The organism is Granulicella mallensis MP5ACTX8, from assembly GCF_000178955.2.
GTDB classification, from domain to species: Bacteria; Acidobacteriota; Terriglobia; order Terriglobales; family Acidobacteriaceae; genus Granulicella; species Granulicella mallensis.
This window is the reverse complement of sequence record NC_016631.1, coordinates 250811-277150: the sequence shown is the minus strand read 5'-3', so window position 1 is coordinate 277150 and position 26340 is coordinate 250811. Positions and strand designations below refer to the sequence as shown.

Below are 26340 nucleotides of genomic sequence, written 5' to 3'. Positions count from 1 at the left end.
TATAGAGACGGCTATGGCTCAAAACGAGCCATTCTCAAAACAGGCCGGAAGTAGCTGACAGGTTAGATGCAGCAGTAGAGAAAGCGCTGCCATTATCCTGCCTTCCCCTCGGAAGCGGTATATCTATGCTCGTTATGGAGCAAGTTTCTCGGCAGTTCTTCGGACTTGCAGGCTACCTACTTGCTCCTGCTTCCCAGTTCATGGCGAACCAGTGCTTCTATCGGAGTGTTCGTTCCTGCGTACCGCTGCGGGGCAGTTCCGGATTCTCGCCTGATTCCCATTTAAGCCCAATCTCGCGATTGGGCACCGTGAAGTAGTCCTAGTATCCATAGTGCCTCTATGGATGTCCAGCGTCATCTGCCTGGGTTTTGTTACGCGGGAACGCCAGAACCAGGCCAAACCTTGACGCGTTTCTAAAAATCTAGGTGATCTTTATCGAACCCCTCGAGCCAGATGGAAGATTCAAAGCCTTCCCGTCTGCGAAATTGCAGCGAGCTTGCTCGGTCTCAGTATCCACATAATCTGATGGATTCCTTCTACCGAAGCGTCTACCGTTGCGAGCGCAACCGGGATGCCATCGCGTGACAGAAGAACGGATGCCTGTCCGTTTGTTTCAATCCACCGGAGCGTTATGCCCGTCCAGAAATGGGAAGCGAAGGAGGTAATGAACTTCGCAACATGATCGCGACCAGAAACCGGGGCTCGAGCAGCTGTACGCACAATGCCCCCACCATCCGAATAAGAGACGACATCTTCTACGAAGAGACCTTCCAGCGTGGCCAGGTCTCCCTTTTGAGCGGCACCGATAAAGGCTTCCAGCAGGCGGCGCTGTTCCTCAGAACTGACCGGTGTGCGCCGCCCATCTGCAATGTGCTTACGGGCACGAGAGACGAGTTGGCGGGTATTCGCTTCCTCCATTTGTATGATGTCCGCGATCTGGCGGTAGGAGTAATCGAACGCTTCGCGCAGAACGTAGGAGGCACGTTCTGTAGGAGACAGCTTCTCAAGGAGCAGCAGGATGGCAAGTCCCAAAGCTTCGCCGCGCTCTGCGCCTAACGCAGGATCGCTGCTGGTGTCCACGGGTTCGGGAAGCCAGGGACCGACGTAGGTTTCCCGGCGCGAGTGGGCACTCTGGGAGAAGTTGATACACATTCGTGTAGTTGTCGTGGCCAGAAATGCCGACGGGCTCTCAACGATGTTGCGATCGGTAGCCTGCCACCGCAACCAGACATCCTGCACGATATCCTCGGCTTCAGCCGCACTTCCGAGCATGCGGTAAGCGATGCCGAACAAACGTGGACGCACCTCGGCAAAGACCAACAGACCATCGTCATGCTCTCCGTCTTCTAGACCACGGCGAACAGACAATGGAGTTTCCGAAATGGGTTCTTCTGCCATTGCGATGGTCATAGTCTATCTCGCGGCATTTTCTCGACCACCTCTTCGTTGATGGGAGGATCGTCAGCATCCCCGATGATATGGCGCGGCGCGCGGCTTAGTTCACCGGCATGAGCACCGGAGCTCCTTTGTCCTTTACCAGGAACACTACGAACTTTGCTCGTTTGGTTTGGCTTGCGTTCCGTCCAATGACGTGAATATCGTTCGGGCCTTCATAGAAGGTCTGACCAGGCATCAGAGTCACTTCCCTTCCACCCTTCACCTGCATCACGATCGAGCCTTCCAGCACATAAATAAATCCATGCGCATTGTGGCGATGTACAGGGTCAGAGGCACCCGGCGGATACTCCACGGTGATCATCAGACCTTCTTTGCCAGGTAAGTCAGTCAGATCTTTCGATAGCAGAGGCACTACTTTAGCCTCCTGCCCGATCAACCAACCTGGGGTCAGCCATATCAAGCACAAAATTAATTTTGCGATCTTCATCACGAATCTCCTCAGTATTGCTCTTTCTTCTTAGCCTAAGAAGGTGAAGCCGAGTTCAGCCGAACTCGGCTTCTGTCCTTATCGAGACGCACCTATCGCACTCACCGTGGACTGACTGAGCCAGGTTTTGAAATGCGTTTCGCCAAGCCGGGCGTCTTTACCGGGGACAAGCGTGCGCTCGTCGACTTCGACCCCGAAGTAACCGGCGCCGACGTCCGCGACGACCGTACGCGGATCGTTGTGTGCGTGGAGGCCCTGACGAACGAATTCGTCGAGACGGAACTCTTGCGGCCCGCCCACTTCAACGATTCCATTTACCGGAGCGCCAACAGCACCCCGTCCAACCGCGGCAGCTACATCTTCAGCAGCCATCGGTTGGATCAGCACTGGAGCCAATCGAACAGTCGTGCCGTCGCTGGAAGCATCAGCGATACTCTTGAAAAACTCGAAGAACTGCGTCGCATGGACGATCGAATAGGGGATCGAAGATTCCGCAATCAACTTCTCCTGCACGAGCTTCGCGCGGAAGTATCCGCGAATCGTCTCTTCCGCATCCGACGGCCTTCTTGCAGCCAGACGATCCGTCCCCACGACCGACAACGCAACGTGGTGCCGCACACCTGCGGCTTGCTCGTGCTGAAGCAGGTTGCGTGTGGCAGTAGTGAAGAAGTTCGTCGCTGCCGCTTCCTCGAAGGAGGGAGAGTTCGATACATCAACGACGACCGAGGCGCCTTTTAGCACTTCGCCAAGGCCCTCGCCGGTGAGCGTGTTGACGCCTGAGTTGGGTGATGCCGGTATCGCTTCGTGTCCGTGCTCACGAAGCTTATTGACGAGCTTTGATCCGATGAGACCACTGCCGCCGATCACTACGATTTTCATGACTTTGTTCCTCTCATTTTCGAATGGCATATTCACATCTGCCGGTTGTACTTACTAAGACCAAATACGCCGGCGTTCTGTGACAGGAGGCTGCACAATCGTTGATTGAGGCGAGAGAAGTCCTACCTACTCGGAGGGTGGGGCGTGAAGCTGCATCTGAACATGGAGTGCCAGGTCCAGGAGTGAAGAGGAGAGGCGCAGCCCTGTGGCAGAGCTTTCTTGACCACTTCCCTGGGCTTCACGTGTCGCTTGCTTCACTGAATGCAGAAGCCGCCTGTCTCCAGGATCGATCGTCCCAACCGAAGCCTCCGGATACTGTTCAATGGTTTGCGCAGCTCCAAGGAGGAGCGCGGAAGTGCGATGTTTCACTTCATCGACTAGCTCAGCATATTGCTGCGAGCCGTTCGTCGTCCCGTATTGAAGCAGCCCAGCCTTCACAAGAAGATACGCTCGCAGCTGCGGCAGAAAGGACTCAACGCAGTGAGTCATAAATGTCTCGTGCCGACTCTTCGGGAAAGACTCAAAGACCGAAAGATCGGAGAGGGTACGAATCTTATCGAAGTTGCGATTGATGCGATCGCACTCGGCTTGAAAGCGACGCATCTCGTGCCGCTGCTCAGTGTTGCTCGAATGCTCCAACTGCGCGACATCTCGAATTGCCGTCAAGAGAATGGCCCGCATCGTCACTGTGGCCGAACGTGACCACAAGTGGTCGAAGAAAAGCCACATCGCAATGATCCCGAGAACAATTCCGAGGATCGCATCGCGGGCCGGAACCAATGAGGTATTCAACGTAAAGCGATTGAGATTGGTGAGGTCATATGCCAGCACAATCTGAAATCCGAGATAAGCCAGGCGAGGGCTCGATGTGGCCGCCCAGGCTCCGATTGCCATCACAAAGGCAAACAGAAGTGTGTACTCAGCCAGAGAATCGATCTGCGGCAGAATTAACGTCTCTGCTCCAAAGCCGAGAATGCAGGCTCCAAGGAAGAAGCCGGCGAAGCGAAGCAATTGCTTGTGCCGTGTTGCCCCTGTATTCGTAAGAGCTGTAAGGATGCAGGTTGTCACCGAGCCTGCCAGAAACATCCACCCGAGGCTCATGTAAAAGAGATAGCAGGCCATCGCGCTCAGGGTTCCACGAATGGCGAACTTGAGATGCTCCGGGTTACTGAAAGCATCCTCCTGAAAGATGCCCATCTTCTGCTGCTCGCCGGGTTCAGGCAAATGATGATGCGGCGTTGGATCACTGTCGGAAAAGCTTTCGGCGATCAGCTCAATGTTTCTTTCGATTTCGGCAAGCGTCGGATTCGCGTGTTCATGTTCGCCGGAAAGCTCGAGCCAGTCAGGCGCCTCCTCCTGTACAAGTCTTGACCGGATTCCTGCGATATTCTGTGCGATCGAGTTGCAGCGAACGACATCGGACGGCGATAGAAGGCGGATTGTTTCCCCAAGATTCACAGAGAGTTCTATCAACTGTCCGGACAAGGCGACTACGGTTGTAAGCTGAGCCTTGTAGGAGCCGTCGTAACTCGAATGAGCAAGGTGCTCTCGAAGCTCTCCAGTGCCCCTCGTTGCATAGCGCCCTATTTGAATCCTGAGCGAAGCGTGGTCGGCATCGATATCGCCACCTTTGCGCAAGAGTTTTTCTGCCAGAACAAGACGCTGTTGAATGCCGTCAAGCACAGCGTCCGAAGGGTGAGTCTGGGCGAAGACTGTTTCGATGATGGCCGAGATCACACAGCCCATCAAAATGGAGAGCAGCGTGTACAGGGTGAGTGTCACACGAGTTGCAGGCGATGCTCCCGTATCCCATATGGTCATCGCTGAGGCGATCAACACGCCCAGAGCCACGGCCGCGTCGTAGAGCTTCATCGCGCTGATGAGATAGAAGACAGCAAAAAGATTTGCCATCAGCCAAAAGAAGTGCAGAAATGGCGAGCCCGCAAAGAGCATTGCGCCAAGAATGATCTCCGCAGCGCCAAGTGTGCAGGCTATCGACGTTCGTAGCGCAGATCGGCGTGTAGCGCGCGGGCTGTCACGCGAAAGCAGTAGTGGATAGTAGGCTCCGAGCGCAGCGGCAGGGATGCGAAAGACCATCACCAACACCATCACCGAAGTGCAGGCGAGCACAATTCTGAATATCAGCGAGAGCCTGCCGGGATACATCGCAAGCTCCGCACGCACTACATTTGCGGCTCGGCTGATCGACGGAAATGCCTGAAGGGTTCGAGACATAGTGATCCTTACCGGACGATGACATTCGCAACCTGCCCAACGCGCAGGACCGAAGGTGGGGGATCGATAATGCGGATGCGTACTGGATAACGCGACGCGAGCCTCACCCAGTTGAGAGTGCGCTGCACATCAGGCAGCCCGGAAGCCAGTTTTCCGACGACATCCGGGTCCGGCGTGACACCGTACCCGACGCTCTCCACGGTGCCGTGAAGTTTTGTCTTCGAGTCGGACATCAGGTACACATCAACGGATTCACCCGGCGTGATATGGCTGATCTGGGATTCCCGAAAGTTAGCAAGCGCCCACCAGGTGCGGCTATCGATCAGCGTAAATACCTGCTGGCCCACCTTGGCATACTGTCCTTCAGAGATGGTCAGGTTCGTAACGCGCGCATCAAACGGAGCTACAACGCTGCACTGCTCGTAGTTGTATCGCGCCAACCTAACTGCGGCAGCGCGGCTTTCCCTCTGTGCAATCAGGGGAGCGAGAACCAGGACGGAATGTTCCGACTCGTTCACCTGGGCTTCGCTTTGAGCCTTTTGTGCGACCGCCTGCTGTCTTTGCGCAGTTGCCGCGAGCAGCTTTGCTTTGGCCAAAGTAAGCTGCGAGTCAGCCTGCTGTACTGCTGCAGTCTTTGCGTCTGCAAGCGTGCGAGCACGGTGTACATCGTCGGTTGTGATAAACCCCTTAGCCAGCAGGGGCTCGATACGATGCAGATTGCCGGAAGCGTACTCCGAATCAGCCTGGGCTTGTTTGACGGCTGCTTCAGCCTCGGAGATCCCGGCTTCACTCACTTGTATCTCATCGTCAGCGCGAACCTCGTTCGCCAGAGCCGCTTGCCTTCCGGCTGTAGAGACCTCGACATGGCTTACCTGCGAGGAGATCTGCCGTGATTCATTTTCGATAAGGCCTTCGAGTTGTTCCTGCGCGGCGAGAGCGCTCTGCAGAGCATAGAGGTACGGCCGATCGTCGATCTTATAGAGAAGCGTGCCCTTCTTTACGAAGTCGTTATCGTGCACAGGCAGCTCTACGACCGGCCCTTCGACAAGAGGCGCCATGCCGATAAAGTTGGCAGTGACTTCGGCATCGTCCGTCCTCGGATGGGCAGTTGAGCTGTGCATGACCATAGCCCCAGATATCAATGCGCCCGCGAGGATGCCTGCGCTGATGAGATTGCCACGATTGGTTCGTTGCGATTGTTCGTCGATTCCGTTCAAGGGACTCAATGCCTCATTAATTGAAGAAGATGATCCAGAGCGTGCAGCTCAGGAAGCTGATCAAACAGGTGTAAACAACGGGCAGCGGCCAGAGTTCGGTCACCAACTTTGTTTTGGTGAATACTGCGTGGATCACAGCCGTCAGTGCCGTCGCGACAGCGAAGCAGACAATCCAGGAAGGAAAGTACGAACCGAGGAGATTGAATGAGGGCGAATAGGAACAGCCGCTCACACAGAGCACGACAAGCGTCGTGAGAACGAGAGTGGCGCACCTTCCAAGCGGCTGTAAGGGATTCAGCGTGAAGTTGATCTTCATGGGGTTTTACCTTTCGGGTGTTGTGCGAGGAGATCGCCTGTCCTGAACGCGAGACTGGTGAACGACTGCAGGACTCGTGTACGCGCAGTGACATCGAGAGCCCTGGCTCGTGCAAGGTCGCGCTCTGCATTCAGGACATCCAGCAGGTTACGTACACCGTCCTTGTACGACTCAACCGCAGCCGAATGAGATTCGGTAGAGGCCGTGAGCAACGCTGCCGCAGCTTTCCGTTGCTCGAGCGCCGTAACAGCATCCTCATAGCTGGTCCAGACGTGATCGGCTATCTGATCTTCATGTTCATGCACAACGTTCCTCGCCGCAGCTTCCTCCGCCTTTGCCTGCGAGATGCGGTTCTCCCGGCGCAGTCCATCGAAGATGGTCCATTTGAGCGAAAGACCTGCCTCGTAGGTTCGGGTCTGCGCATAGGTCCCCGGATAGGGATCCTGTTGTCCCCATGCACGAACCCAGCCTCCTTCGCCTTCAAAACTAAGCGTCGGAAAATAGGCGGAGGTGGTGTGAGTTACCTCGGCATGGGCAGCCTTCACCTTCGCCCTTTCGGCAAGAAGATCCGGGCGCTGCTGGTAGGCGCTTGCAATCGCATCTTCTACGGACTGATCCAGAGCATCCGGAATGTGCAGGTCATCCAGTTCCTGGACCTTGAAGGAGTGAGTGGGCTGGGCAGCGATCGCTGTAGCCAGATCTCCGAAGGCGGTCTTCTCCGCCCCAATCGCACTCTGGAGATCGTAGTTAGCCTTTTCTTTTTCCGCGTGGGCTTCGAGAAGGTCTGGCAGCGTGGCAAGGCCATTGTTGCGTCTCTCCTGCGCCGCTTCATCCAAGGCCTCCGCATCGCTGTAATTCACTTCCGCTGCTGCCCGTAATCCGCTGGCGTTCAGGAGAGCGTAGTACGCCTGACTCACCTGTTGAATCAGTTGGAGGTGTGCGTCATTGAAGCTCAGATTCGCAGCAACCAGTTTTGCCTGCGTCGCCGTGATTTCAGACCGGCGGGCGCCGAAATCGACCAGCGTGTAATCGAGGTGGACAGCGGTAGCAAAGAGACCGATATCCTGCACGACGAAGGCGTTATAGAGAAGCGGCGGGGTGTTGTAATTTTTGCCCGTGGCGAACGCGAACAGCGTCGGGTACAGCTCGCTCTTCGCGATCCCCACCGCGGCCGCACTCGCCTTGGCGTGGTTCCAGGCCTCTTTGGTCGTTGGGTTGTTGGATTCGGCAATGTCGATCAGTTGCCCGAGCGTGTAAGCATCGGTTGCGTCCAACTCCGCTTCGCCATGCGTAACGGTGGGAACGTACTTCTTCATCACCGTCGCAGAGGGTTGCCAGGGGGCATCCGGGAGATTCGGGGCACGCTGGCTCCATGCCTGGGGAGCTACAGAGCAGAGGATGAGCAGAGGCCACGTCAGGCTTGACTTCAGTACGTTTCTAGCGAAAGACATCACAAGCACTAGCTTGTCGTGAAAGGTACTCAATGGTCTTGTACGATAGTGCGCTTGCTCTTTTTCAAGGGAGATAAGTGGCCCATTTGCCTAGAGTTAGGTCACTGCGATCTGGCTCGCAATTCCCGTCCTGCTAGACTTAAATTGTGAGCCAGATCGCAGATGTCGATACGGGCGGACCAGAGCAAGTCCCGGTCTCTACGAGTCTAAGAACGCATGAGGTGCTCGTGCGCTCCCAGGAGATACCGCCTCTAGGTCCGGGGGACAAAGCGCGAATCTGGCGCCATCCGGGACTCGAAGATGTCGAAGTGCTACAGGGTTCCTATCAGAATTACGAGTTTGCCCAGCACTTTCATACTGTGCCCGCTATCGGTGTCGTAAACCGCGGAACGATGAGCACCTATTGTCAAGGTGCCACGCATATTCTCCCCACAGGAACGGTATTCCTACTCAATCCGGGGGAGGTGCATGCTCCAAAGTCTGCCACTGAAAACGGTTGGGGCCTTCGAGTGATCTACCTTGACAAGGATTTCTTTCAGAGCCGAGCGGAGGATTTCCAATTTGGAGTTCCACAGTTTGTGAAACCGTTTGTGCAAGATGCTGCTCTCGCAGCAAGCCTGCTACGACTGCATCGCAAACTGGAGGAAGACGCGGACACTCTTAACATCGAAAACGATTTGGCTGATGTGTTTACTCATCTGAGCGAACGACACGTGCGTGAGCCGAGAAATGATTCGACGATTCGGGACGAGCGGAACAAGATCCTCCGCGTCAAAGACTACCTCCATAGCTACTACTCGAAGAACATCAGCGTTGAAGATCTGGCCGAAATCGCACAGCTCAGCCGCTTTCACCTGATGAGAACCTTTCGGCGAGACGTAGGCCTCTCTCCCCATGCCTATCTGACACAGATTCGGGTCGAGGCGGCGAAAAAACTCCTGAGCGAGGGGGCTTCGATTGTGGATGTTGCGAGTGACATCGGATTCACAGATCAGAGCCATTTCACCCGCCACTTCAAGCGAATGACAGGAGTCACACCCGGACAGTACCTTCCGCAGTGGCGTCCGAATCGATTCCCTGCCCCGAGGCTCGCGGAGTAGACGGAGTAAAGAGTGATCGAGCTGTGAGTCTTTGCTGTTTCTGCTTCTCGCCTCGGTCTATACTTTTCGCATGGGCGCTCTCCCCAAAATCGACCCAATGCTGACTGGCCTCGCCGAAATCGATGAGATAGACGGGCATCAAATCGTACGCCTGCCCGACAATCTTCACGTCGAAGGTAAGCTGTTCCACGTCACGATGTCCGGCAACTCACTCCATCTCCAACCTGCGCGTCGCAAGTTCACCGACGATGAATGGAAGTCGTGGATAGCGGATATGCAAAGGTATCAGGAAGAATTGGGTGACATTATGCCCGGAGGTCGCAATCAAAATATTACGGAACCAGAAGAGATCTTCAAAGAGCCCGAAGCGTGAGTTATCTTCTCGATACGACAACCTGTGTTGAGTTATTTTCTGGGGCTAACCTGTCGATCTCTTCTCGTTTAAGAGTCGAGCTTGCTCGTTCAGCGGTCTTTGTCTCGTCGGTTGTGTTCTTTGAGATTTGGTACGGCGTCCACAAGAGCAAGCGCATTGAACAGAACCGGCCACGCACTGCGCGTCTGCTCAGTATGGGAATTGAATTACTGGACTTCACAGGAATAGATGCAGAAGCAGCCGGCCACATTCGTGCCACCCTCGAAGCTCGCAAGCAGCCCATCGGCCCTTATGACACCCTGATTGCTGGCCAGGCATTAGCTCGGGGACTAACGCTAGTTACCGCCAACCATCGCGAATTTGCGCGTGTCGACGGACTTCAATGGGAAGATTGGGCTCAAGAGTAGACAGGTACAAGCAATACATTCGAATGGCCGCGAGAGTTCCCTTCTCGCGGCCATTCTATTGCGTATCGTTAGCGTCCAGCAGCGAGGTAGTTCCCTTCGAGCGAAGGAAGAATCTCCAACACCTCGAAGTAGTAATCCCAAAACTTCGTCTCGCGCAGGTGATCGCAGATCCATTGCCAGGCTGAGATATCTTTCGTCTCCCAGAACAGCACGTCGGTCGCCCTGGCCGAAAAGGCTTCAGCGTCAAAGTAGCGCATCGTCACTTCGGGCCGTTTGACGAGCAGTGGAAGAAGCTCTTCCTTCAGGAAAGCAGTGCGGTCAGCCGTGGCCAGGTCCAGCCAGTGGCGAGTGCTCTTTACCAGCATGAAGATGTGCAGCGTTTCGGGATCGTCCTCGTGTTCGGGGAGGACTGCGGAAAGAATCGTGTTTTCGTTCATTGTGTTTCTCCTGTACTTATAATGTGAGCAAATGCTCATAAAACAAACTCGCGTTTCCCGGCGCGGCCGCAAGCCTTCGGCACCCTCCTTAAAGCTGCGCCGCAGCCCGCTCCAGGCGCGTTCGGCCGAGACCATGGCAGTCATCCTTGAAGCGTCTACTCAGATTCTGGAGACGCGTGGACTTGCCGCATTCAACACTAATGCCGTCGCGGAACGCGCAGGCGTAAGCGTTGGCTCGCTCTATCAGTACTTTCCAGGTAAGGAGGCGATCCTTGCCGCACTGCATCGGCGCTACGAAGAACGGCTGCTCCACGCCGTTACGTCGAGCCTCACAGCCACTCAGGGCAAAGAACTCTCTGCACGGATTCCGGCGTTGGTGAATGCACTCATCGATGCCCACATGTTCTCGCCTGCACTGCATCGCATTCTCGAATCCGAAGAGAGCCGTATCTCCGCCGAAGGAGAGGCGGTGAACTCCATCGGGAGTGCGGTGCACAAGAGCGTTGTCCGAATGCTGGGCGAGCACAAGGTCCGAATCCCCGGCGTATCGATCCCGGAGGCCGCGGAAGACCTCAGCCGCATCGCTCGCGCGCTGATCGATGCAGCGCTGGCGAACGATACTGGAGTCGTAACCACGCGGCATCGGCGACGAATCGCTCGCGCACTACTTGCGTATCTCCGCGCCGATTAAAGCTGATTCAGCAGCTACTGCTTCCGCAGGAACACGTGCATCGGAATCACTTCCACCTTGTTGATGCCGGCCTTTACACTGGGATCGTTCTCAGCCATCGTATGAGCTTCAGCCTCGCTCGCAACTTCGATGATGGCCATGCCGAAGATGCCCTTTGGGTCATGCACCGGCCCAATGATCAACACCTTGCCTGTCTTGTACAGGTCGGCCCAATAGGCGGCGTGCGCTTCCATTACCTCTTGCTCGTGAGCGTTCATGTCCACGGCGAAGGTTGGGCGCGGAGGCGTCAAGCGAATATAGAACTGAAGCTTCGCCGCATTGGCCGAAGGACCGGAAGCAGCTGTTCCATTCTGCGCCGTCGCCGTTCCTGCACAGACAAGCGCGCAGAGAGCCAGAAGCACTGCGCACACAACTCGCGGAAGACGAAGAGATCTCATACGCAGCAATGTAGCAGGCATTGAACCCTTGCGACACGGCGGCAATGCAATAATTTCGCATGACCTTCGACGCCAACGCACCGTCAGCAGGCATCGCCCGCCGACGCTTTCTTGCTGTCTCCACCGCTGCCGGACTGGGCGGAACGCTGTTCCCGGGGACTTTGTTCGCCCTTGCCACCCGGCCTTCGGCCGGTGCGCCTACTCCAGCCAACGGCAGTATGGAGGCACAACCCGACCTGCGCGGTTGGCCTGCCATTACGCCGGAGATGATCGACGCGGCAGCAGCCATTGCGGCGATCAAACTCACCAACGAGCAAAAGCAGATGATGCTCGATGGACTCACCGGTCAGCGCAACTCGGCCTTGCGGGTGCGCACTCTGAACCTCGCCAATAGCGTTGCGCCTGCGGATGTCTTCAACCCTGTCCCCACGGGGACACTCTCGCCACATCCGGCAGCTCCGCTCCCCGTAAAGCTCGGAACCGCACCAAGCATCTCCGGGATCTCTGCCTCCGCGCTCACTTTCCAGGAAGACGCCGTTGCCTTTGCGACAGTGCGTCAGCTAGGCGAGGCACTCCGCCTGCGCAAGCTCACCTCCGTTGCACTGACGAAGATGTATCTCGCTCGCCTCAAGCGCTACGACCCGTCGTTACACTTCGTCATCACACTGACGGAAGAGCGTGCTCTCGCGCAGGCCGCACAGGCCGACCGTGAGATTGCTGCAGGAAAGTATCGCGGCCCTCTGCATGGCATCCCCTGGGGCGCTAAAGATTTGCTCGCGGTGAAGGGCTATCCGACGACGTGGGGCGCGGCGGGTTTCGAGCAGCAGCGCTTCGACGAAGACGCCGAGGTCGTCAAACGTCTCGATGCTGCAGGTGCGGTCCTGATTGCAAAGCTCTCCATGGGCGCGCTGGCTCAGGGCGACCTGTGGTTTGGCGGACGCACGCGCAACCCGTGGAATCCGCGACAAGGTTCCAGCGGAAGTTCCGCCGGTTCAGGCTCCGCGGTCGCTGCGGGCTGCGTTGGCTTTGCGATCGGAACGGAGACTCTCGGGTCGATCTCCAGCCCCTCTACCCGCTGCGGCGCGACAGGCCTGCGGCCAAGCTTTGGGCTCGTCCCCCGCACCGGAGGAATGGCGTTGACGTGGTCGATGGATAAGATCGGCCCCATCGCGCGCTCGGTCGAAGACTGCGCGCTTGTACTCAACGCGATCTATGGGCCTGACGGTCGCGATCAGAGCGTACAGCCCGCACCGTTTCATGCGGACCTCACGCTCGACATACGCAAGCTGCACGTGGGATATCTGAAGTCTGCGTTCGATCTCCCAGTCTTTCAGCCGTTATCTGCTGAGGCGTCCGATAAGCTCTCTGCCGCCGAGCGGGCAGACCGGGAGCAGGAGCATCGCAGAGACTTCGACCGGAACCTCTACGATGCAAAACTTGCCGCGGCTACGCTCGATCGCCTGCGAGCGATGAACGTTACGCTCACGCCGGTAGAACTGCCGACCTTCCATTTCTCGGCATTGCTCAACATACTGGAAGCAGAGGCTGCTGCGGCCTTCGACGAGCTCACGATCTCCGGACGCGATGCTCTGCTCACCGGGCAAAAATCCTACGACTGGCCTAACGGGTTTCGCACCGCGCGCTTCATCTCCGCAGTCGACTACATCCAGGCCCAGCGTGCTCGCACCCTGGCGATTGCCGCGATGCACAAGTTCTTCCTCGACTTCGACGTGATCGTCACTCCCAGTAGCGGAGCGCAGTTAACCGCGACCAACCTCTGCGGACAACCTGCGGTGATCGTTCCCAACGGCCTGCGCGGCGAAGACGCACCGCCGTTCTCCGCCGAGAAGGACGAGTGGCCCGACTATGGCGGCCCAGGCACTCCTGTATCCATCACCTTCCTGGCGCCGCTTTATGGCGAAGCCAAAGCCTGTGCGCTCGCTGCCGCTTATCAACAGAACACCAGCTTCCATCGGCTGCATCCGAAGCTGGCCTAAAAGCACGTTGAGACAAAAGAAGAGGCCCGGGATTAAACCCGGGCCTTCTCAGAATCAACAGCAAAACAATTACTGGATGTCGCTCACTTTACCTGACATGAAAGTGATCTTCATATCCTTGTAGATATAGATCGACTTGGTGCCAAGATTGACGATGCGGGTCGGTTCACCCAGTGCGGCCTTCACATCGGCGATGGATTGACCGGGAGCGATATTGATAGCGGCAGGCGGTGCTGCAGCTGCTGGAGATGGCGGTGTGTCGGCCTCCCCTGTCGCCGAAGGACCGGAAGCACTCGACGTCAACTCCTGCTCCGACTGATCGGCCTGCTTCGACTCGGCGAGCAACTCCTGCTCTCCGCCCGGTTCAGGCGCCGGCGCACCCTGGGTAAAGGCAGCGTTGACCGGAGCGGCCATCGCCGAAGGAGGAGCGGCGGGCAAGCCACCCTGGCCCTGCTTGGTCTGCAGATCGGCGAGTCCCTGGTCGAGCGTCTCGCGCATGTGGTTCTGCATCTCCTGCAGGTCTTCGAGCGGGACGTTGACGACGGCCATCTTGCGGCACTCGTTGCCACCCTTGCTCGACATCACCGTCAGCATCGCTTCGGTGGCATCGGCTGCCGGCGGCGTCGTGAGCTGGAGAACATCGCCGTCGGTAACGGCGCACTCCTGCCCGGTAGTTGTATCGACGACATCGACCTCAGCTCCGGCAACGAAGGAATGCACCTGCCCATCGCTGAGCTGGCGGGCGATGCTGCTGGAGTTGGGATCGGGAGCCTGACCCTGCGTGTTCATCTGCGCTTCACTGTTTTCCAGGGCAAGCTGGCGCTGCACCTCGTCCGCAACCATCTGCTTGACGTCGGGGCTTAGCGGAGAGACATCGGCTCCAAGGGGCGGCGGCGGACCGGCAGCCGCTGCGGCTTCATAGTTGGCCTCCAGCGACTGCGAGAGCATGTAGTCCGTAAGCCAGAGCGAGGGCGAAGCGTAGACCGGGTACGGCGTGAAGTAAACGCCGTAATAGCCGTACCAGGGGTTGACTCCAAAGCCCCAGGCATACGGCACCGGACGCAACCAGGGATGGTACGCCCAACCGTAGAAGCCCACCGAATAGAAACGATACGGCGCATAGACCTCGAAGTGCACGCCATGGAAGAAGTACGGATTATAGAAACGGTTATAGGCGCGCCCGTGGAAGTAATAGGCACGGCGCGCGAACTCATGACCGTGAAACATGTAGGGGTGCGCAATGTACCCGCCCCGCCCACGCTCATAGACAAGGCGTGAGTGGTCGGCGCGCTCTACAGAGATGCGGCGGCCGCCGCCCGCGAGGTCGTGGTGGATGTCCATGCCGCGATGAGGATCGTGAAAGTCTGCGGGACGGCCGTTAGGGCGCATGCGGACAGCGCCTCCATTGGCGGTGCGAACCTCGCGATCACGCGACGGTCCAGGGTGGGCCATGGGCCCATGTTCAGCCAGTGGGCGCGAACCGGCACCCGCATGGCCGGCTGCACCAGCCGTGGGATGAACGCTGGCGGGAGCAGGATGGGCTGCGGGCCTTGGTGCCGGTTTCGGAGCAGGCTTCTTGTTTTGCGCCTGGAGCACGAGCCCAATGGACAGTGCCAGCAAAGCGATTGTGCAGAAACGAAGGTGTGATGAAAAGAGGTGCGGCATGGTCGAGTACTCCCGAGGACCGAAGATATGAGACTCACAAACGCCAGCTTGTTCCAGATGACTAGAGCATTTTCCGTAAAGGCGTAGTGCGAAATCAAAGCTCTATACACCGTTTTTCTCAATAAAAACGGCGTATAGAGATGATCCGGCCCTGCAATATTACGGAAAATGCTCTAAAAAACACTACTGGACGTCCGTTACCTTGTCGTTAACGAAAGTGACTTTCATGTCCTTGAAGAACTCAATCTCTTTCGTGCCGAGTTTGACAACACGTGTAGGCGTGCCAAACGAGGCCTGTACCTGTGCCCTGGTCTGGCCAAGCGAGATCGTGGGTGGCGGTCCGGCAGGCGCATCCGCCGGCGGGGGTGGCGGTGCGAGAGGGGCCGGAGGAGCGGAAGCCTGAGACTCTGAGCCGTCCTGCGGAACAATCGCCTGTCCGACCACTGTGCCCGTAGTACTGGAAACAGCGCAATGAGGTTCACAGGAGCGGGCAACCACGCCAGAGGCACGTGCGCGGACCTGATCGGCAGGATTCACCGACAGAATGGCTTCGATCATCTTGGACGCATCATCCGGAGACATCTGCGCCAGGGTTCCCTTGGGCTCTTTGAAGGCGAGGGTCGTGGAGTACCGCTTTGGAGTCTGGTACGCACCGCCGTACGCGCCGTTCGTATACGTGGCCAGAACCGCGTCGGTCGTCAGGATGGTCACCTTCAGGGAATCTTCTTTTCCCTGGGTGTCGCTATGGATCTTGGTGATGTAGACCTTCTGGCCAGGCTGCAGGATCTGCAGGTTCGTGCTCTTGAGAAGGCCGAAGCCTTTGGAGCGCTGTTTCACCTGCCCGTCGATCACTGGGTTTTCAAAGGTGATCATCGTAGGGTAGGGTTCGGCGTTGATCCCGTCGGCTTCGACCGTCAACACAGTTCCAGGCTTCGCTACGACGCCTTGCATGTTGATCTCTGACAGACGGTACTTCTGTTGAAGTGCCGCAACGAGAGCGTCTTGCGCCGTGGCTGCGGGTGTCAGGCTCGCAGCAAGAGCTACGGCAGAAAAAGTTCCTAAAGTGACTTTACGAAAGTAAGACCAGCGGACCAGCATTTAGTGACTCCCGGAAATGAAGTTGAATGTTCAATGAACGAGGCTTAAATGCCCCCTCACGCAAATTTTCATGCGGCACACAAATGAAGCTCATGGAGGAAGCCTAAACATCATATCAGGGCAGGAATCGCACAAGATTCGTGCTGGAGGGGGGATTTGAGTTCGTTGCGCATGAAATCGTTCAGCAGGGTAGCGTAGCCAACAGCAAGTCATCGAGAGATTCACTCCTAAACAGGCCTGCCTTATTGCATGCTTGTACGTGGCTGAGATGCAGGTGTAAGGATTTTCCGGCACATCCGTCTGCCCACTTAAGGAGAAGCATGTGCCGGAATCGATAGCACATCGTCCCCCTGAAGGAGTATTCACCACGCATGCGGCTGTTGATTCAAATTTCGTCCGTTCTCTTTCTCGCCTCGACCCTGCACGCCCAGATGCCCATGCCGCAGATGGTCATGTCTGCCCATACTCTGATCGAGGCGGAGCAGCAGCACGGCTCGTCTGGAACGAGTATCGAACCCGCAAGCACGCCCGTCCCGATGCTGATGTTCGATCATGATGGCTGGCGGCTGATGCTGCATGCCAATGCCTTTGCCGCGAACACGCAGCAGCAGGCCGATTCTCCGCGCAATCGCGATGCCTTCTTCTCCACCAACTGGATCATGCCGATGGCGCAGCACAAGCTGGGAGCCGGCGATCTGACCGTACGCGCGATGTTTTCGTTTGAGCCAGGAACAGTCGGTGGCCGCAACTACCCGGAGCTCTTCCAACAGGGTGAGACCGCCTATGGGGCTCCTATCGTCGATGGCCAACACCCGCACGACTTCTTCATGGAGGTCGCAGCGCTGTACGATCTGCCGCTCTCGCACAACACGCTGCTTTCACTCTATGCCGCACCCATCGGCGATCCTGCCATCGGACCGACGGCCTATCCCCATCGCCAGTCGGCCAGCGAAGATCCCATCGCCGCACTCGGACATCATCAGGAAGACTCGACGCACATCGCGTTCAATGTCGTAACGGGCGGACTGACTTATCGTTGGGCACGGGTTGAGCTCTCGGGCTTCCACGGCGGTGAGCCCGACGAGTCGCGCTGGCAGTTCGAGCCTTCGCCCAATGGGCACAATATCGACTCGGTTTCGACGCGGCTCACGATCTCTCCTACTCCGGACTGGAGTGGACAGTACTCTATTGCGCACATTGCGTCGCCCGAGGCGTTATATCCAGGCGAGGATCAGGCTCGACAGACGGCGAGTGTGATGTATCACCACACGTTCCGCTCGAAGCCTATGACCGGCATGGGCGGCATGAAGATGGACGGCATGGCGGATATGCCTGGCATGGACATGAGTCACACGTCGCAATCAGCCTCGACAAGCCCTGCGATGAACATGGCTGCGGAACCGACTACCGATCTCTCGACGACGTTCGTCTGGGGACGCACGCGCTCACTCAGCGACAACAGCAAGGAAAACAGCTACCTCGCTGAAGCGCTGCTGCGCTTTGCCGATAAGAACTACGTGTGGACGCGCCTCGAAAACGCAGGCCGCTCGAATGAGTTGTTGCTCACACCTGGAACCCAGTTGCCCACAGGGTTCGAGGAATCGCCCCTCGGACATGTCGCCGCGTACACCTTCGGCTACGACCACGACATTGCACTGGGCTCGCATCTTCTGGCTGCACCGGGAGCTCAGGTCACGGTCTATCGCACACCGCAGGCGCTGCGCGGGATCTATGGCGATACGCCTACGGGCGAGGTTTTGTTTGTGCGATTTCGCTTGAGATAGCGCGTGTCATCCTGAGCCGAGCGCCTCGCGTTTCTTTTTTGCGAGGTACGGAGTCAAAGGGTTGTTGTTTTTCTTGTTGTCATTCCCGTAGGGAATCTGCTGTCTGCCGGTACAACACCGATATCTTGCGAGGCGATTCCGGAAGGGGCACGACCGAACGATGCCCTGTCCTTCCCTGACCTCACGAAGCACCGCCAGAATCGAACGAGCAGCAGATTCCCTGCGGGAATGACAACAAGAAAGGCAACAACAGGTCACGCACTAAACAACTACGCGCCCTTTGCCAGCTCCGCCTTCACTAATTCGCTGACCAGCTTGCCGTCGGCACGAATACCATCGGCAAGAATTCGCTGCTGTGCGACCTTCATCACCGCACCCATGTCGCGCGGACCGGGACGTGTGCCGCCATTGTCCTTCGTGATCTGCTCCACCGCGCCCTGCACTGTAGCGAGAATGTCGTCCGCGCTCGCGGCCTTCGGCATATAGGCGTCGATCAGTTCGATCTCTTCCTGCTCTTTGGCGGCGAGTTCGGGACGGCCGCCCTTGGTGAACTGTTCGATCGATTCACGGCGTTGCTTCAGCAGCGTTGTGATGATGGACTGCTCTTCTGCATCGGTCAGCGGCTCGCGCTTATCGATCTCCTTCGACTTGAACGCCGACTTCACCATACGCAGCGTCGTCAGTTTGTCCGCTTCTTTCGCCTTCATCGCCGTAATAATGTCCGCGCCGATGCGCTCGCCAATCTGTGCCATTGTGATCCTCCAACCGAGTCAAGCTTAACAGTATTCCGCTTCGCTGCTCGAAGCCTCAACCGTGTGTTCCAAATCTTCCTGCGTTGATCCAATACCTCGTAGCGAGTGTCACGGACCCGTTCTCCTCGTATTGAGCAAAGTACTCCCGCAACTTCTCTTCAAAGGCCCCAAACTCCGCTGATTCGGGCAGTGGAGCGTGCGAGAGCGAGAGCGTAAAACCACGCAGCGCCTCCCAGCCAATTTGGATCTCTCCCCGAACTTCTTCCTGTCGGAATTCGCCACCCACAAACAGGTCTTTCAGTCGCTCGTACTTGGTGTACTCAGCATGCGTGCCCCGGCCGTTTAACGTGTAGGGCCGAAGAACCTCTTCGTAGGCTTCGTTCTCTTTGCGACCGTCTTTAGATCGCCCAAACGCAACCACCGCAACCCACCCTTCCGGCTTCAGAATGCGCCGGAACTCGGGCATCGTCTGATCGAGATTGAACCAGTGCAGGGCGCGCCCCACGCTCACCATCTCTACTGAAGCGTCCTCGAGCCCCGTGGCCTCGGCGGTTCCATTCACGACCATCAGCGCTGCATTGTCCTCGTGAAGCCGCACACAAGCCTCTCGCATCTCCGTATTCGGCTCGACCGCAATCACGCGGTTGCCGCCCGCCAGGAACACATCGCTCAACATGCCGGTTCCCGCGCCGACATCGGCCACGGTCCATGCCTGCTGCAACCCGCACCAGTCCCTGAGCCGTGGCAGCACAATCATGGGATCGTAGCGTTCGCGATATTCAGCGTAGGCCGCTACCCTTCCCGTAAACTTCTCGACATTCTCACCCATGCCCCATTATCTCTGTCTTTACAAAGAGATTTGAAGACCCAGGAAGCTGTCCGATTACAGGCTGTCTGCTGCGAAACCACTCTGTCGCTAAAATAGAAGCATGATCCGCAAGACGCGTCTCTTCACCCCTGGTCCGACTCCCCTTCTTCCCGCTGCGCAGTTCGCCATGGCCGCCGCCGATATCCACCATCGCACTCCCGAGTTTCGTGCTCTCTACCTGCGGGTTCTCTCGCAGCTCAAGGAATTTGTCGGGACCAAGAACGACGTCATCATCCTCTCCAGCTCCGGCACCGGAGCGATGGAGGCTGCGGTCTCCAACCTCACCTCGCCCGGCGACCGCGTGCTGGTGCTCTCGGCCGGCAAGTTCGGCGAGCGCTGGACAGCTCTCGCCAAGGCCTTCGGCTGCGAGGTCGATCTCGTCTCCGAGCCCTACGGCAAGACCTTCGACCTGGACAAGGTAAAGGCCGCACTCAAGCTCGAGACTCGCGCGGTCTTCGTGCAGGCCAATGAGACCTCCACCGGCGCGCGCCACGACATGGAAGCGCTCGCCAAGCTGCTGAAGGACCAGAAGTCCGAGGCACTGCTCATCGTGGACGGCATCACCGGCCTCGGCACCACGCACCTCGACATGGATGCCACCGGCATCGACGTACTCATCGGCGGCTCACAGAAGGCTGTGATGATTCCTCCCGGACTCAGCTACCTGGCTGTCAGCCAGCGCGCCTGGGACCGTATGGAGGCCACCTACAACCCGCGCTACTACTTCGACCTGCGCAAAGAGCGCAAGAACGCGAAGAACGGCGAGAGTGCCTACACTCCGGCGGTTGCACTGATCGCGGCTCTCGGCGCGGCTCTCGACTGGATCGCAGCACAGGCGGCGACGCCCGACAATCCGGCAGGCTCGCTCGCCGAAGGCCGCAAGAAGCTCGTCGACAACGCCGAGACCATCTCCGCGATGACTCGTGCAGCCGTCGAAGCACTCGGCTTCAAGCTCTTCAGCGACGCCCCCGGCGCAGCCGCCACGGCGGTGTATGCCCCCGAGGGCGTGGACTCCGGCGTAATCGTCAAGGAGTTGAAGTCGCGCTTTGCGGCGGTCATCACCAACGGTCAGGGCGAGATGAAGGGTCAGATCTTCCGCATCGCTCACCTGGGCTTCTTCGACTACATGGACACCATCGCGCTCATCGGTGCGCTGGAGCAGGTGGTCGTGAAGTCGCTGCCGCAGCTCGGCGCAAAGTTCGGCGATGGACTCATTGCAGCCCAGAAGGTCTATGTCGAACGCACGACCAAAGCATAGTTGAATCAATACCTTGGAATGGAACGGCGGCCTTCGGGTCGCCGTTTTGTCCCAGATTTCCTATCCCCGCACTCGATTTGCAACCTTCCCACAAGTCTCCCCACACGTAGGCTGAGGATTCAGGCCTTCCCATGGGGCGAAATTAATTGCAATTTAATAGTCTGGAGTAACCGCCCGCAGAATGGCCGCCCTTAGCATGTCCGCCCCCATGAACGAAGGCCTACCGTCCTCGGTCCATACCGAGATCACGGTGCTGGGCGCGATGCTGCTGGACGCTGTCGCCGTCACCGATGCCACGGCCAAGCTGCGGCCCGAAGACTTCTCGCTCGACTCGCATCAGCGCATCTACCGCGTCATGCTGGATCTGCTCGCCGTCGGCCACGCAATCGACTACATCACCGTGATGGACGCGCTCTCCAAGCGCCGCGAGCTCGACGCGATCGGCGGCCCGGCATACCTCGCGTATCTCAGCGAAGGCATTCCACGCCACCCCAAGGTCGAAGACTACGTCCGCATCATCAAGGACAAGAGCCTGCTGCGCGAGCTGCTCTCGATCTTCAACGATGGCATGGTGCTGGCCTCGGACCAGAACGAAGAGGCCACCAAGGTCCTGAACGATGTCGAGGTGCGTCTCGCCGAGGTCGCGGATTCGGCCATTCAGCGCGGCTTCTCAGGCATTGCGGACATCGTTGCCAGCTCCTTCGGAAGCATCGACGCGCTCTATGAGCAGGGCCGCGAAGTCACCGGGCTGGCCACGCACTATATCGAGTTCGACAAGATGACCAGCGGCCTGCAGCCCAGCGAACTCATCATCATCGCCGCCCGTCCTTCGATGGGCAAGACCGCCTGGGCCATCAACATCGCGCAGAACTGCGCTGTAAAAGACGGCAAGGTGGTCGCGATCTTCTCGCTCGAAATGTCGAAGGAGTCGCTGCTGCGACGTATGTTGGCCAGCGAATCCGCGGTCAGCTCGCGCAAGCTCCAGACCGGCTTCATCCCACGCGAGGACAAAGGCAAGCTGATCGCCGCGCTCGACCGCCTGATGACTTCCAAGATGTTCGTCGACGATACCCCCGGCATTACCCTCGCCGAGATGCGCGCCAAGGCTCGTCGCCTGCGCCAGCAGGAGGGCTCTCTCGACCTGATCGTCATCGACTATCTGCAGCTCATGACCGGCTCGGCGGGCAGCTCGCAGAAGAAGTTCGAGAACCGTACACAGGAAGTCAGCTCGATCTCGCGCGGTCTCAAGGCCCTGGCGAAGGAGCTGCAGGTTCCGGTCGTCGCGCTGTCGCAGCTCTCGCGTGGCAGTGAACAACGTACCGGCGACAAGAAGCCCCTGCTCTCGGATCTGCGCGAATCGGGCTCCATCGAGCAGGACGCCGACGTGGTCGCGTTCATCCATCGCGAGGAGTACTACGACCGCGAGAACGAAGACATCAAGGGCCAGGCCGAGATCATCATCGCCAAGCAGCGTAACGGCCCAACCGGCACGGTGAAGATGGCCTATCTGGCTGACTTCACACGCTTTGAGAACCTCGACACCATGCACGGCGAGTCTGGCGGCGGCGACGCCTACTAGAGCATTGTAGTAACATATCTACATTGCTTGAGCAGGAGGTGTTCTATGGCCATCACGACCTTTTCCAGCCGCCAGTTCAATCAGGACGCCAGCAAGGCCAAGAAGGCTGCGGAGTCCGGTCCGGTGTTCATTACGGATCGCGGACGGCCCGCGCATGTGCTGCTGACCTACGCCGCGTACCGGAAGATCAGCGGCGAGCCTGCAAAGATCGCCGACCTGCTAGCGATGCCGGGAGCCGAAGACATCGAATTCGAGGCTCCGAAGCTGCACGATCTCGCACAACCGGCAGACCTCTCCTGATGTACCTGCTCGATACCAATGTCGTATCTGAACTGCGCAAGGTTCGCTCCGGGAGAGCGGACCGCCACGTCGCCGACTGGGCGAACAGTGTGGATGCCTCCGATCTGTATTTATCGGCGATCACGATTCAGGAGCTGGAGATCGGCGTTCTGCTCGTCGAACGCCGTGACTTCTCCCAGGGAGCGATGCTCCGGGCATGGCTCAACAACTATGTGCTGCCTGCGTTCGACAACCGCATCCTGGCTATCGATACCGCTATAGCCCAACGCAGTGCGCATCTCCATGTGCCAGATCCTCGTCCTGTTCGTGATGGACTGATCGCCGCAACAGCGCTGGTGCACGGCATGACCGTCGTGACGCGCAATACTGCCGACTTTGCGACAACCGGGGTGCTCCTTCTCAATCCGTGGACAAGCGTCAAATAAAACGTCTCCTGCCATCCTCCTGACACAACGTTGTCAGGAGCCTTCTCCTACTCTTCGGTTGTAGTTAATTGCATACCGCACAGGAGACACACCCATGAGCAAGTTTGAAGGCAACGCCGTAACCTGGTTCGAGATTCCCGCCACCGATATGCAGCGCGCCGTTCATTTCTACGAGACGCTGCTCGATAAGAAGCTCTGCGCGTTTCCCAGCGCCGTTCCCTACTTCATGTTCCCCGCCGAACAAGGCGCTGTGGCAGGAGCTTTGATCCATAGCCCGCTGCAAAAGCCCACAGCCGACGGTACGATGGTCTATCTCAACGTCGATGGCCAACTCGATGCCACGCTCGGACGCGCCAACACTCTTGGCACAACCGTGCTCGTGCCGCGCACGGAGATCCCCGGCGGCTTCGGATCCTATGCCTGCCTGCTGGACTCCGAAGGCAACCACATCGGACTGCACAGCCGTTAGTCCGCAGAAGAGAGGCCCGCAATGAGACGCAGCGACCGCCTCTTCCGCATCGTGCAGATGCTTCGCTCCGGACGCCTGAAGACGGCTCGCGCCCTGGCCGAGCGGCTTCAGGTCTCCGAACGCACTATCTATCGTGACGTACGCGACCTGCAGCTTGCAGGCCAGCCTATCGAAGGCGAAGCCGGCGTGGGCTACACGCTGCGCCGCGAGTTCGATCTGCCACCACTGATGTTTACTCCTGAAGAACTAACGGCATTGGTGCTCGGCGCACGCCTGGTAAAGGCCTGGGGCGGTGTGGAAAATGCGGCAGCCGCAGACTCCGCGCTGGCACGCATCGAGGCCGTGCTTCCCCCTGCTCTCGCCGACAGTCTCGATGCCATTCTGCTCTATGCGCCCGGCTATCGGATGCAACAGCCCCAGCGCCGTCTGCTCGACCGCATCCACAAGGCCTGCCTGGAATGCCACGCAATTCGCTTCGCCTACACCCGCCTGAACGGCGAGCCTTCCGAGCGCACAGTACGCCCGCTGGCGCTCTACTGCTGGAGCGGAACCTGGACGGTCGTAGCCTGGTGCGAACTGCGCGAGGACTTCCGCGTCTTCCGGCTCGACCGCATCGCGCAGTGCGAGATGCTCGACCGCACCTTTGAGCAGAACCGTGGCCAGAGGCTCAGCGACTTCCTTCGCCAGATGAAGGCCGAGTCAGAGACCTGGATCGCGAACCATCTCGGGCCGGAGAGTAAAGGCGTGCCGACAAGATAAGGAGTCACTTCTGCTTTTGCTTTTGCTTTTCTGGTTGGCCCTTGCGCTACTCCGTCTCGCCCGGCACCAGCTTCGGATTGATCTTCACCGGCGCCGACTCATACGGCATCCCCTTGTCCAGCGCTGCCTCGAGCGCCTTGTCGTAGCCGTAGAGATCGCTGAAGAAGTGGATGGAGTTATCCTCATCGGCCGTCGCCGTGAAGTAGCCGATGATCACAGGCAATGTCGTCTTCAGGTTGACGGTCTTGTTGTCCTTATCGCCGTTCATCGCCTCGGAGATCTTGTCCTCATCCCAATCACCCTGGCCCTGTAACACCCACGCAGCCATCTGATCGGCGTGCTCCAGGCGCACGCAGCCGTGCGAACGGTCTCGGCGCGTCAGGTTGAAGAGCGGCAGCTCCGGCGTGGAGTGCATATAGACGTCATACTCGTTCGGAAAGAGGAACTTCACCAGACCCAGAGAGTTCTTCGGCCCCGGCTTCTGCCGCACAATGTAGCGCAGGTGTTCGATGTCGTGAGCCGTATAACCGGTAACGACCGTACCATCGTTCCTCGCCACCTCGTACCCCTTGTCCGCAAGGTAGCCGATGCCGCTGCGCTGAATATGAGGCAGCAGCTCCTTCTTGATGATCGACGGTGGCACATTCCAGTAAGGACGAAATACGACGTACCGCATCGAGCGAACAAACATCGGGGTGTCGTGGTTACCTTTGGCCTCGCCGTCGACGATCTTCATCTTGAACGCAACCGAATGGTCGGGATCGTACGCGCGTACGACGAACTCCGGCAGGTTCACCAGCACACGCGGGTTGATGAAGTTGTCCGGCATCCAGCGCCAGCGCTCCAGCGAGTTGTTGAGTTGCTGCACCCGTACTTCCATCGGCACGTTCAGCGAGTCGATGGTCGATTGCGTCAGCTTGCCATCCGCCGTAAGACCGTGGCGCTGCTGATAGTGCTTCACCGCTGCTACGAGCTCCGCGTTATAGCTCCTGGGACCGGCTGTATCGGAAGCCGCTGCGGTATCAGTATCGGTCGCAGTCACATCGCCCTCAAGCTGCAGCCGTGCCAGCAACTGCGGCAGTGCTGCATACGATCCACCCTGCACAATCGACTTGGCGCCTGTCGCGCCCAGGGAGGGCAGCGGTGGCTGCGGATTCGCAGCCTGTTGTTTGGCTAGTTCGAGGTACTGCGCCAACCCCTTCTGTAGCGCGACGTACATTGCATTTTGCGGCTCGACGGTGGCGATCGCCCCGGAAACATCGGCAGAATCGGCAACCTGTCCGCTCAGAAACGCCGGCAGGTCGAACGCCGCGCGCTTGGACGGAACATCGATGTCGAAGTTCAGGGACTGCGGGTTTACGCGGCCAACATGCAGATCGGAGATATAGCGCATGGCCGAGATGGTCATCGCGGTATCGAATTGAGCCTCTTCGACGGGTCTGCCGTGTCCACCCGCAAGCTTCTGCACACGCTCCGGCCAGAGCGAGGCGTCGTAGTCCTCCGGTTTGAGACCCTTCTGCGCGGCATCGGTAAAGAGCGCGATCAGCGCCGTAGCCTGGGAGGTCGGCTTGCCGTCGTGCAGCCATGCCGGCTCATAGACACGGTCGATGTAGAACTTCTGCACCTGCGCCTGATAGTCGGAGTAGTTCGGCCACTTGAGGATCGCAAGCTGGGGCGAGCCGATCAACTTCTGGACCTCGGCACCCGTATCGCCCTTGGGTTGAGGAAGAGGAATGCCGGGATGCGACGAGGAGACAGGGGCCGACTGGCACCCCTTGCAGCCGGATAGCGAGAGAAGCGTGAGCGAAACAAACGCGAGCGCCAAGGCGGCGCGGACGGTAGTCGAAGGAAGCTTCTTCACAGAAAGTGCCTCAGGTGCATCTTGATGATGCCGAGTAGAACAGAATTTGGCTAGCAGAATGCTTTAAGTTTATTCAATTTTCCGCTGAACCTGTACG

The 26340-nt window shown here is 58.2% G+C and carries 26 protein-coding genes and 1 riboswitch; of the genes, 12 read left to right on the top strand and 14 right to left on the bottom strand.

The window, feature by feature from the left end; genetic code table 11:
• Positions 1–133: 133 nt before the first annotated feature.
• A riboswitch (cobalamin riboswitch) is annotated at positions 134–326 on the bottom strand.
• Positions 327–462: 136 nt separating this feature from the next.
• The 7 genes from ACIX8_RS01210 to ACIX8_RS01180 all read right to left on the bottom strand — a co-directional run bounded on the left by ACIX8_RS01210 (position 463) and on the right by ACIX8_RS01180 (position 7983).
• A complete protein-coding gene (locus ACIX8_RS01210) occupies positions 463–1368 on the bottom strand; it encodes an RNA polymerase sigma-70 factor (RefSeq protein ID WP_044177565.1) in 906 nt (301 codons plus the stop codon).
• Positions 1369–1495: 127 nt separating this feature from the next.
• Complete coding sequence (locus ACIX8_RS01205; protein WP_014263482.1) at positions 1496–1885, bottom strand: cupin domain-containing protein; 390 nt, start codon at positions 1883–1885, stop codon at positions 1496–1498.
• Positions 1886–1963: 78 nt separating this feature from the next.
• Positions 1964–2764 carry an SDR family oxidoreductase gene (locus ACIX8_RS01200; protein WP_014263481.1) on the bottom strand — a complete coding sequence of 267 codons (801 nt, stop codon included), beginning with the start codon at positions 2762–2764 and terminating at the stop codon, positions 1964–1966.
• 126 nt (positions 2765–2890) lie between these two features.
• Positions 2891–4999 (bottom strand): FUSC family protein, encoded by a 2109-nt coding sequence (locus tag ACIX8_RS01195; RefSeq protein ID WP_014263480.1) that lies wholly within the window; start codon positions 4997–4999, stop codon positions 2891–2893.
• 8 nt (positions 5000–5007) lie between these two features.
• Positions 5008–6225 (bottom strand): HlyD family efflux transporter periplasmic adaptor subunit, encoded by a 1218-nt coding sequence (locus ACIX8_RS01190; RefSeq protein ID WP_223295443.1) that lies wholly within the window; start codon positions 6223–6225, stop codon positions 5008–5010.
• 7 nt (positions 6226–6232) lie between these two features.
• Complete coding sequence (locus tag ACIX8_RS01185) at positions 6233–6532, bottom strand: YtcA family lipoprotein (RefSeq protein ID WP_014263478.1); 300 nt, start codon at positions 6530–6532, stop codon at positions 6233–6235.
• The gene (locus ACIX8_RS01180) at positions 6529–7983 is read right to left on the bottom strand and encodes a TolC family protein (protein WP_014263477.1); all 1455 of its coding nucleotides are present in this window, start codon (positions 7981–7983) and stop codon (positions 6529–6531) included. The genes ACIX8_RS01185 and ACIX8_RS01180 overlap by 4 nt, the downstream gene beginning before the upstream one ends.
• 146 nt (positions 7984–8129) lie before the next feature.
• Here ACIX8_RS01180 and ACIX8_RS01175 point away from each other — a divergent pair, with 146 nt between their 5' ends.
• The 3 genes from ACIX8_RS01175 to ACIX8_RS01165 are packed head-to-tail and all read left to right on the top strand — an operon-like array spanning position 8130 to position 9863.
• A complete protein-coding gene (locus ACIX8_RS01175; RefSeq protein ID WP_083836594.1) occupies positions 8130–9083 on the top strand; it encodes an AraC family transcriptional regulator in 954 nt (317 codons plus the stop codon).
• A gap of 31 nt (positions 9084–9114) precedes the next feature.
• Positions 9115–9456, top strand: coding sequence for a hypothetical protein (locus tag ACIX8_RS01170; protein ID WP_014263475.1), 342 nt, complete (start codon positions 9115–9117; stop codon positions 9454–9456).
• Positions 9453–9863: a type II toxin-antitoxin system VapC family toxin gene (locus ACIX8_RS01165; protein ID WP_014263474.1), complete on the top strand. Its 411-nt coding sequence runs from the start codon at positions 9453–9455 to the stop codon at positions 9861–9863. Before ACIX8_RS01170 ends, ACIX8_RS01165 begins: the two co-directional genes overlap by 4 nt.
• Before the next feature lie 68 nt (positions 9864–9931).
• Here the strand turns inward: ACIX8_RS01165 and ACIX8_RS01160 are convergent, their stop codons facing one another.
• Positions 9932–10300, bottom strand: a complete 369-nt coding sequence (locus ACIX8_RS01160) for a darcynin family protein (RefSeq protein ID WP_014263473.1) — start codon at positions 10298–10300, stop codon at positions 9932–9934.
• A gap of 31 nt (positions 10301–10331) precedes the next feature.
• Here ACIX8_RS01160 and ACIX8_RS01155 point away from each other — a divergent pair, with 31 nt between their 5' ends.
• On the top strand, positions 10332–10991 hold the full coding sequence (locus ACIX8_RS01155) for a TetR/AcrR family transcriptional regulator (RefSeq protein ID WP_014263472.1): 660 nt from the start codon (positions 10332–10334) through the stop codon (positions 10989–10991).
• 14 nt (positions 10992–11005) lie between these two features.
• Here the strand turns inward: ACIX8_RS01155 and ACIX8_RS01150 are convergent, their stop codons facing one another.
• Positions 11006–11392 carry a YciI family protein gene (locus ACIX8_RS01150; protein WP_223295442.1) on the bottom strand — a complete coding sequence of 129 codons (387 nt, stop codon included), beginning with the start codon at positions 11390–11392 and terminating at the stop codon, positions 11006–11008.
• A gap of 95 nt (positions 11393–11487) precedes the next feature.
• Between ACIX8_RS01150 and ACIX8_RS01145 the strand changes: the two genes are divergently transcribed.
• On the top strand, positions 11488–13425 hold the full coding sequence (locus ACIX8_RS01145; protein ID WP_014263470.1) for an amidase: 1938 nt from the start codon (positions 11488–11490) through the stop codon (positions 13423–13425).
• A 69-nt stretch (positions 13426–13494) separates the two neighbouring features.
• On the opposite strand, the gene ACIX8_RS01140 is transcribed toward ACIX8_RS01145, so the two are convergent.
• On the bottom strand, positions 13495–15090 hold the full coding sequence (locus ACIX8_RS01140; RefSeq protein WP_014263469.1) for a hypothetical protein: 1596 nt from the start codon (positions 15088–15090) through the stop codon (positions 13495–13497).
• Between the two features lie 183 nt (positions 15091–15273).
• Positions 15274–16188 carry a hypothetical protein gene (locus tag ACIX8_RS01135; RefSeq protein WP_014263468.1) on the bottom strand — a complete coding sequence of 305 codons (915 nt, stop codon included), beginning with the start codon at positions 16186–16188 and terminating at the stop codon, positions 15274–15276.
• A 371-nt stretch (positions 16189–16559) separates the two neighbouring features.
• On the opposite strand from ACIX8_RS01135, the gene ACIX8_RS01130 reads away from it, so the two are divergent.
• On the top strand, positions 16560–17972 hold the full coding sequence (locus ACIX8_RS01130; RefSeq protein WP_014263467.1) for a hypothetical protein: 1413 nt from the start codon (positions 16560–16562) through the stop codon (positions 17970–17972).
• Positions 17973–18241: 269 nt separating this feature from the next.
• On the opposite strand, the gene ACIX8_RS01125 is transcribed toward ACIX8_RS01130, so the two are convergent.
• Positions 18242–18724 carry a GatB/YqeY domain-containing protein gene (locus ACIX8_RS01125; protein WP_014263466.1) on the bottom strand — a complete coding sequence of 161 codons (483 nt, stop codon included), beginning with the start codon at positions 18722–18724 and terminating at the stop codon, positions 18242–18244.
• A gap of 55 nt (positions 18725–18779) precedes the next feature.
• Positions 18780–19553, bottom strand: coding sequence for a class I SAM-dependent methyltransferase (locus ACIX8_RS01120; protein WP_014263465.1), 774 nt, complete (start codon positions 19551–19553; stop codon positions 18780–18782).
• Between the two features lie 100 nt (positions 19554–19653).
• Between ACIX8_RS01120 and ACIX8_RS01115 the strand changes: the two genes are divergently transcribed.
• The 6 genes from ACIX8_RS01115 (at position 19654) to ACIX8_RS01090 (ending at position 24382) form a co-directional block, all read left to right on the top strand.
• Positions 19654–20850, top strand: coding sequence for a pyridoxal-phosphate-dependent aminotransferase family protein (locus ACIX8_RS01115; RefSeq protein WP_014263464.1), 1197 nt, complete (start codon positions 19654–19656; stop codon positions 20848–20850).
• A 181-nt stretch (positions 20851–21031) separates the two neighbouring features.
• Entirely contained in the window at positions 21032–22429 is a 1398-nt protein-coding gene (gene dnaB / locus ACIX8_RS01110) for a replicative DNA helicase (RefSeq protein ID WP_014263463.1), read from the top strand.
• Between the two features lie 45 nt (positions 22430–22474).
• Positions 22475–22729 carry a type II toxin-antitoxin system Phd/YefM family antitoxin gene (locus ACIX8_RS01105; protein ID WP_014263462.1) on the top strand — a complete coding sequence of 85 codons (255 nt, stop codon included), beginning with the start codon at positions 22475–22477 and terminating at the stop codon, positions 22727–22729.
• Positions 22729–23154 carry a type II toxin-antitoxin system VapC family toxin gene (locus ACIX8_RS01100; protein WP_014263461.1) on the top strand — a complete coding sequence of 142 codons (426 nt, stop codon included), beginning with the start codon at positions 22729–22731 and terminating at the stop codon, positions 23152–23154. Before ACIX8_RS01105 ends, ACIX8_RS01100 begins: the two co-directional genes overlap by 1 nt.
• A gap of 94 nt (positions 23155–23248) precedes the next feature.
• Positions 23249–23623 carry a VOC family protein gene (locus ACIX8_RS01095; protein ID WP_014263460.1) on the top strand — a complete coding sequence of 125 codons (375 nt, stop codon included), beginning with the start codon at positions 23249–23251 and terminating at the stop codon, positions 23621–23623.
• A 21-nt stretch (positions 23624–23644) separates the two neighbouring features.
• Entirely contained in the window at positions 23645–24382 is a 738-nt protein-coding gene (locus tag ACIX8_RS01090) for a helix-turn-helix transcriptional regulator (RefSeq protein ID WP_014263459.1), read from the top strand.
• A 46-nt stretch (positions 24383–24428) separates the two neighbouring features.
• Here ACIX8_RS01090 and ACIX8_RS01085 read toward each other — a convergent pair whose 3' ends face one another.
• Positions 24429–26243: a L,D-transpeptidase family protein gene (locus ACIX8_RS01085; RefSeq protein WP_014263458.1), complete on the bottom strand. Its 1815-nt coding sequence runs from the start codon at positions 26241–26243 to the stop codon at positions 24429–24431.
• Positions 26244–26340: the final 97 nt, after the last annotated feature.

Coding starts and splice junctions, on each gene's coding strand:
- ACIX8_RS01130 (WP_014263467.1), top strand. CDS start 16,560: ATGCGGCTGTTGATTCAAATTTCGTCCGTTCTCTTTCTCGCCTCGACC.
- ACIX8_RS01195 (WP_014263480.1), bottom strand. CDS start 4,999: ATGTCTCGAACCCTTCAGGCATTTCCGTCGATCAGCCGAGCCGCAAAT.
- dnaB (WP_014263463.1), top strand. CDS start 21,032: ATGGCCGCCCTTAGCATGTCCGCCCCCATGAACGAAGGCCTACCGTCC.
- ACIX8_RS01095 (WP_014263460.1), top strand. CDS start 23,249: ATGAGCAAGTTTGAAGGCAACGCCGTAACCTGGTTCGAGATTCCCGCC.
- ACIX8_RS01135 (WP_014263468.1), bottom strand. CDS start 16,188: ATGCTGGTCCGCTGGTCTTACTTTCGTAAAGTCACTTTAGGAACTTTT.
- ACIX8_RS01115 (WP_014263464.1), top strand. CDS start 19,654: ATGATCCGCAAGACGCGTCTCTTCACCCCTGGTCCGACTCCCCTTCTT.
- ACIX8_RS01125 (WP_014263466.1), bottom strand. CDS start 18,724: ATGGCACAGATTGGCGAGCGCATCGGCGCGGACATTATTACGGCGATG.
- ACIX8_RS01140 (WP_014263469.1), bottom strand. CDS start 15,090: ATGCCGCACCTCTTTTCATCACACCTTCGTTTCTGCACAATCGCTTTG.
- ACIX8_RS01200 (WP_014263481.1), bottom strand. CDS start 2,764: ATGAAAATCGTAGTGATCGGCGGCAGTGGTCTCATCGGATCAAAGCTC.
- ACIX8_RS01155 (WP_014263472.1), top strand. CDS start 10,332: ATGCTCATAAAACAAACTCGCGTTTCCCGGCGCGGCCGCAAGCCTTCG.
- ACIX8_RS01090 (WP_014263459.1), top strand. CDS start 23,645: ATGAGACGCAGCGACCGCCTCTTCCGCATCGTGCAGATGCTTCGCTCC.
- ACIX8_RS01205 (WP_014263482.1), bottom strand. CDS start 1,885: ATGAAGATCGCAAAATTAATTTTGTGCTTGATATGGCTGACCCCAGGT.
- ACIX8_RS01180 (WP_014263477.1), bottom strand. CDS start 7,983: ATGTCTTTCGCTAGAAACGTACTGAAGTCAAGCCTGACGTGGCCTCTG.
- ACIX8_RS01100 (WP_014263461.1), top strand. CDS start 22,729: ATGTACCTGCTCGATACCAATGTCGTATCTGAACTGCGCAAGGTTCGC.
- ACIX8_RS01145 (WP_014263470.1), top strand. CDS start 11,488: ATGACCTTCGACGCCAACGCACCGTCAGCAGGCATCGCCCGCCGACGC.
- ACIX8_RS01160 (WP_014263473.1), bottom strand. CDS start 10,300: ATGAACGAAAACACGATTCTTTCCGCAGTCCTCCCCGAACACGAGGAC.
- ACIX8_RS01185 (WP_014263478.1), bottom strand. CDS start 6,532: ATGAAGATCAACTTCACGCTGAATCCCTTACAGCCGCTTGGAAGGTGC.
- ACIX8_RS01105 (WP_014263462.1), top strand. CDS start 22,475: ATGGCCATCACGACCTTTTCCAGCCGCCAGTTCAATCAGGACGCCAGC.
- ACIX8_RS01120 (WP_014263465.1), bottom strand. CDS start 19,553: ATGGGTGAGAATGTCGAGAAGTTTACGGGAAGGGTAGCGGCCTACGCT.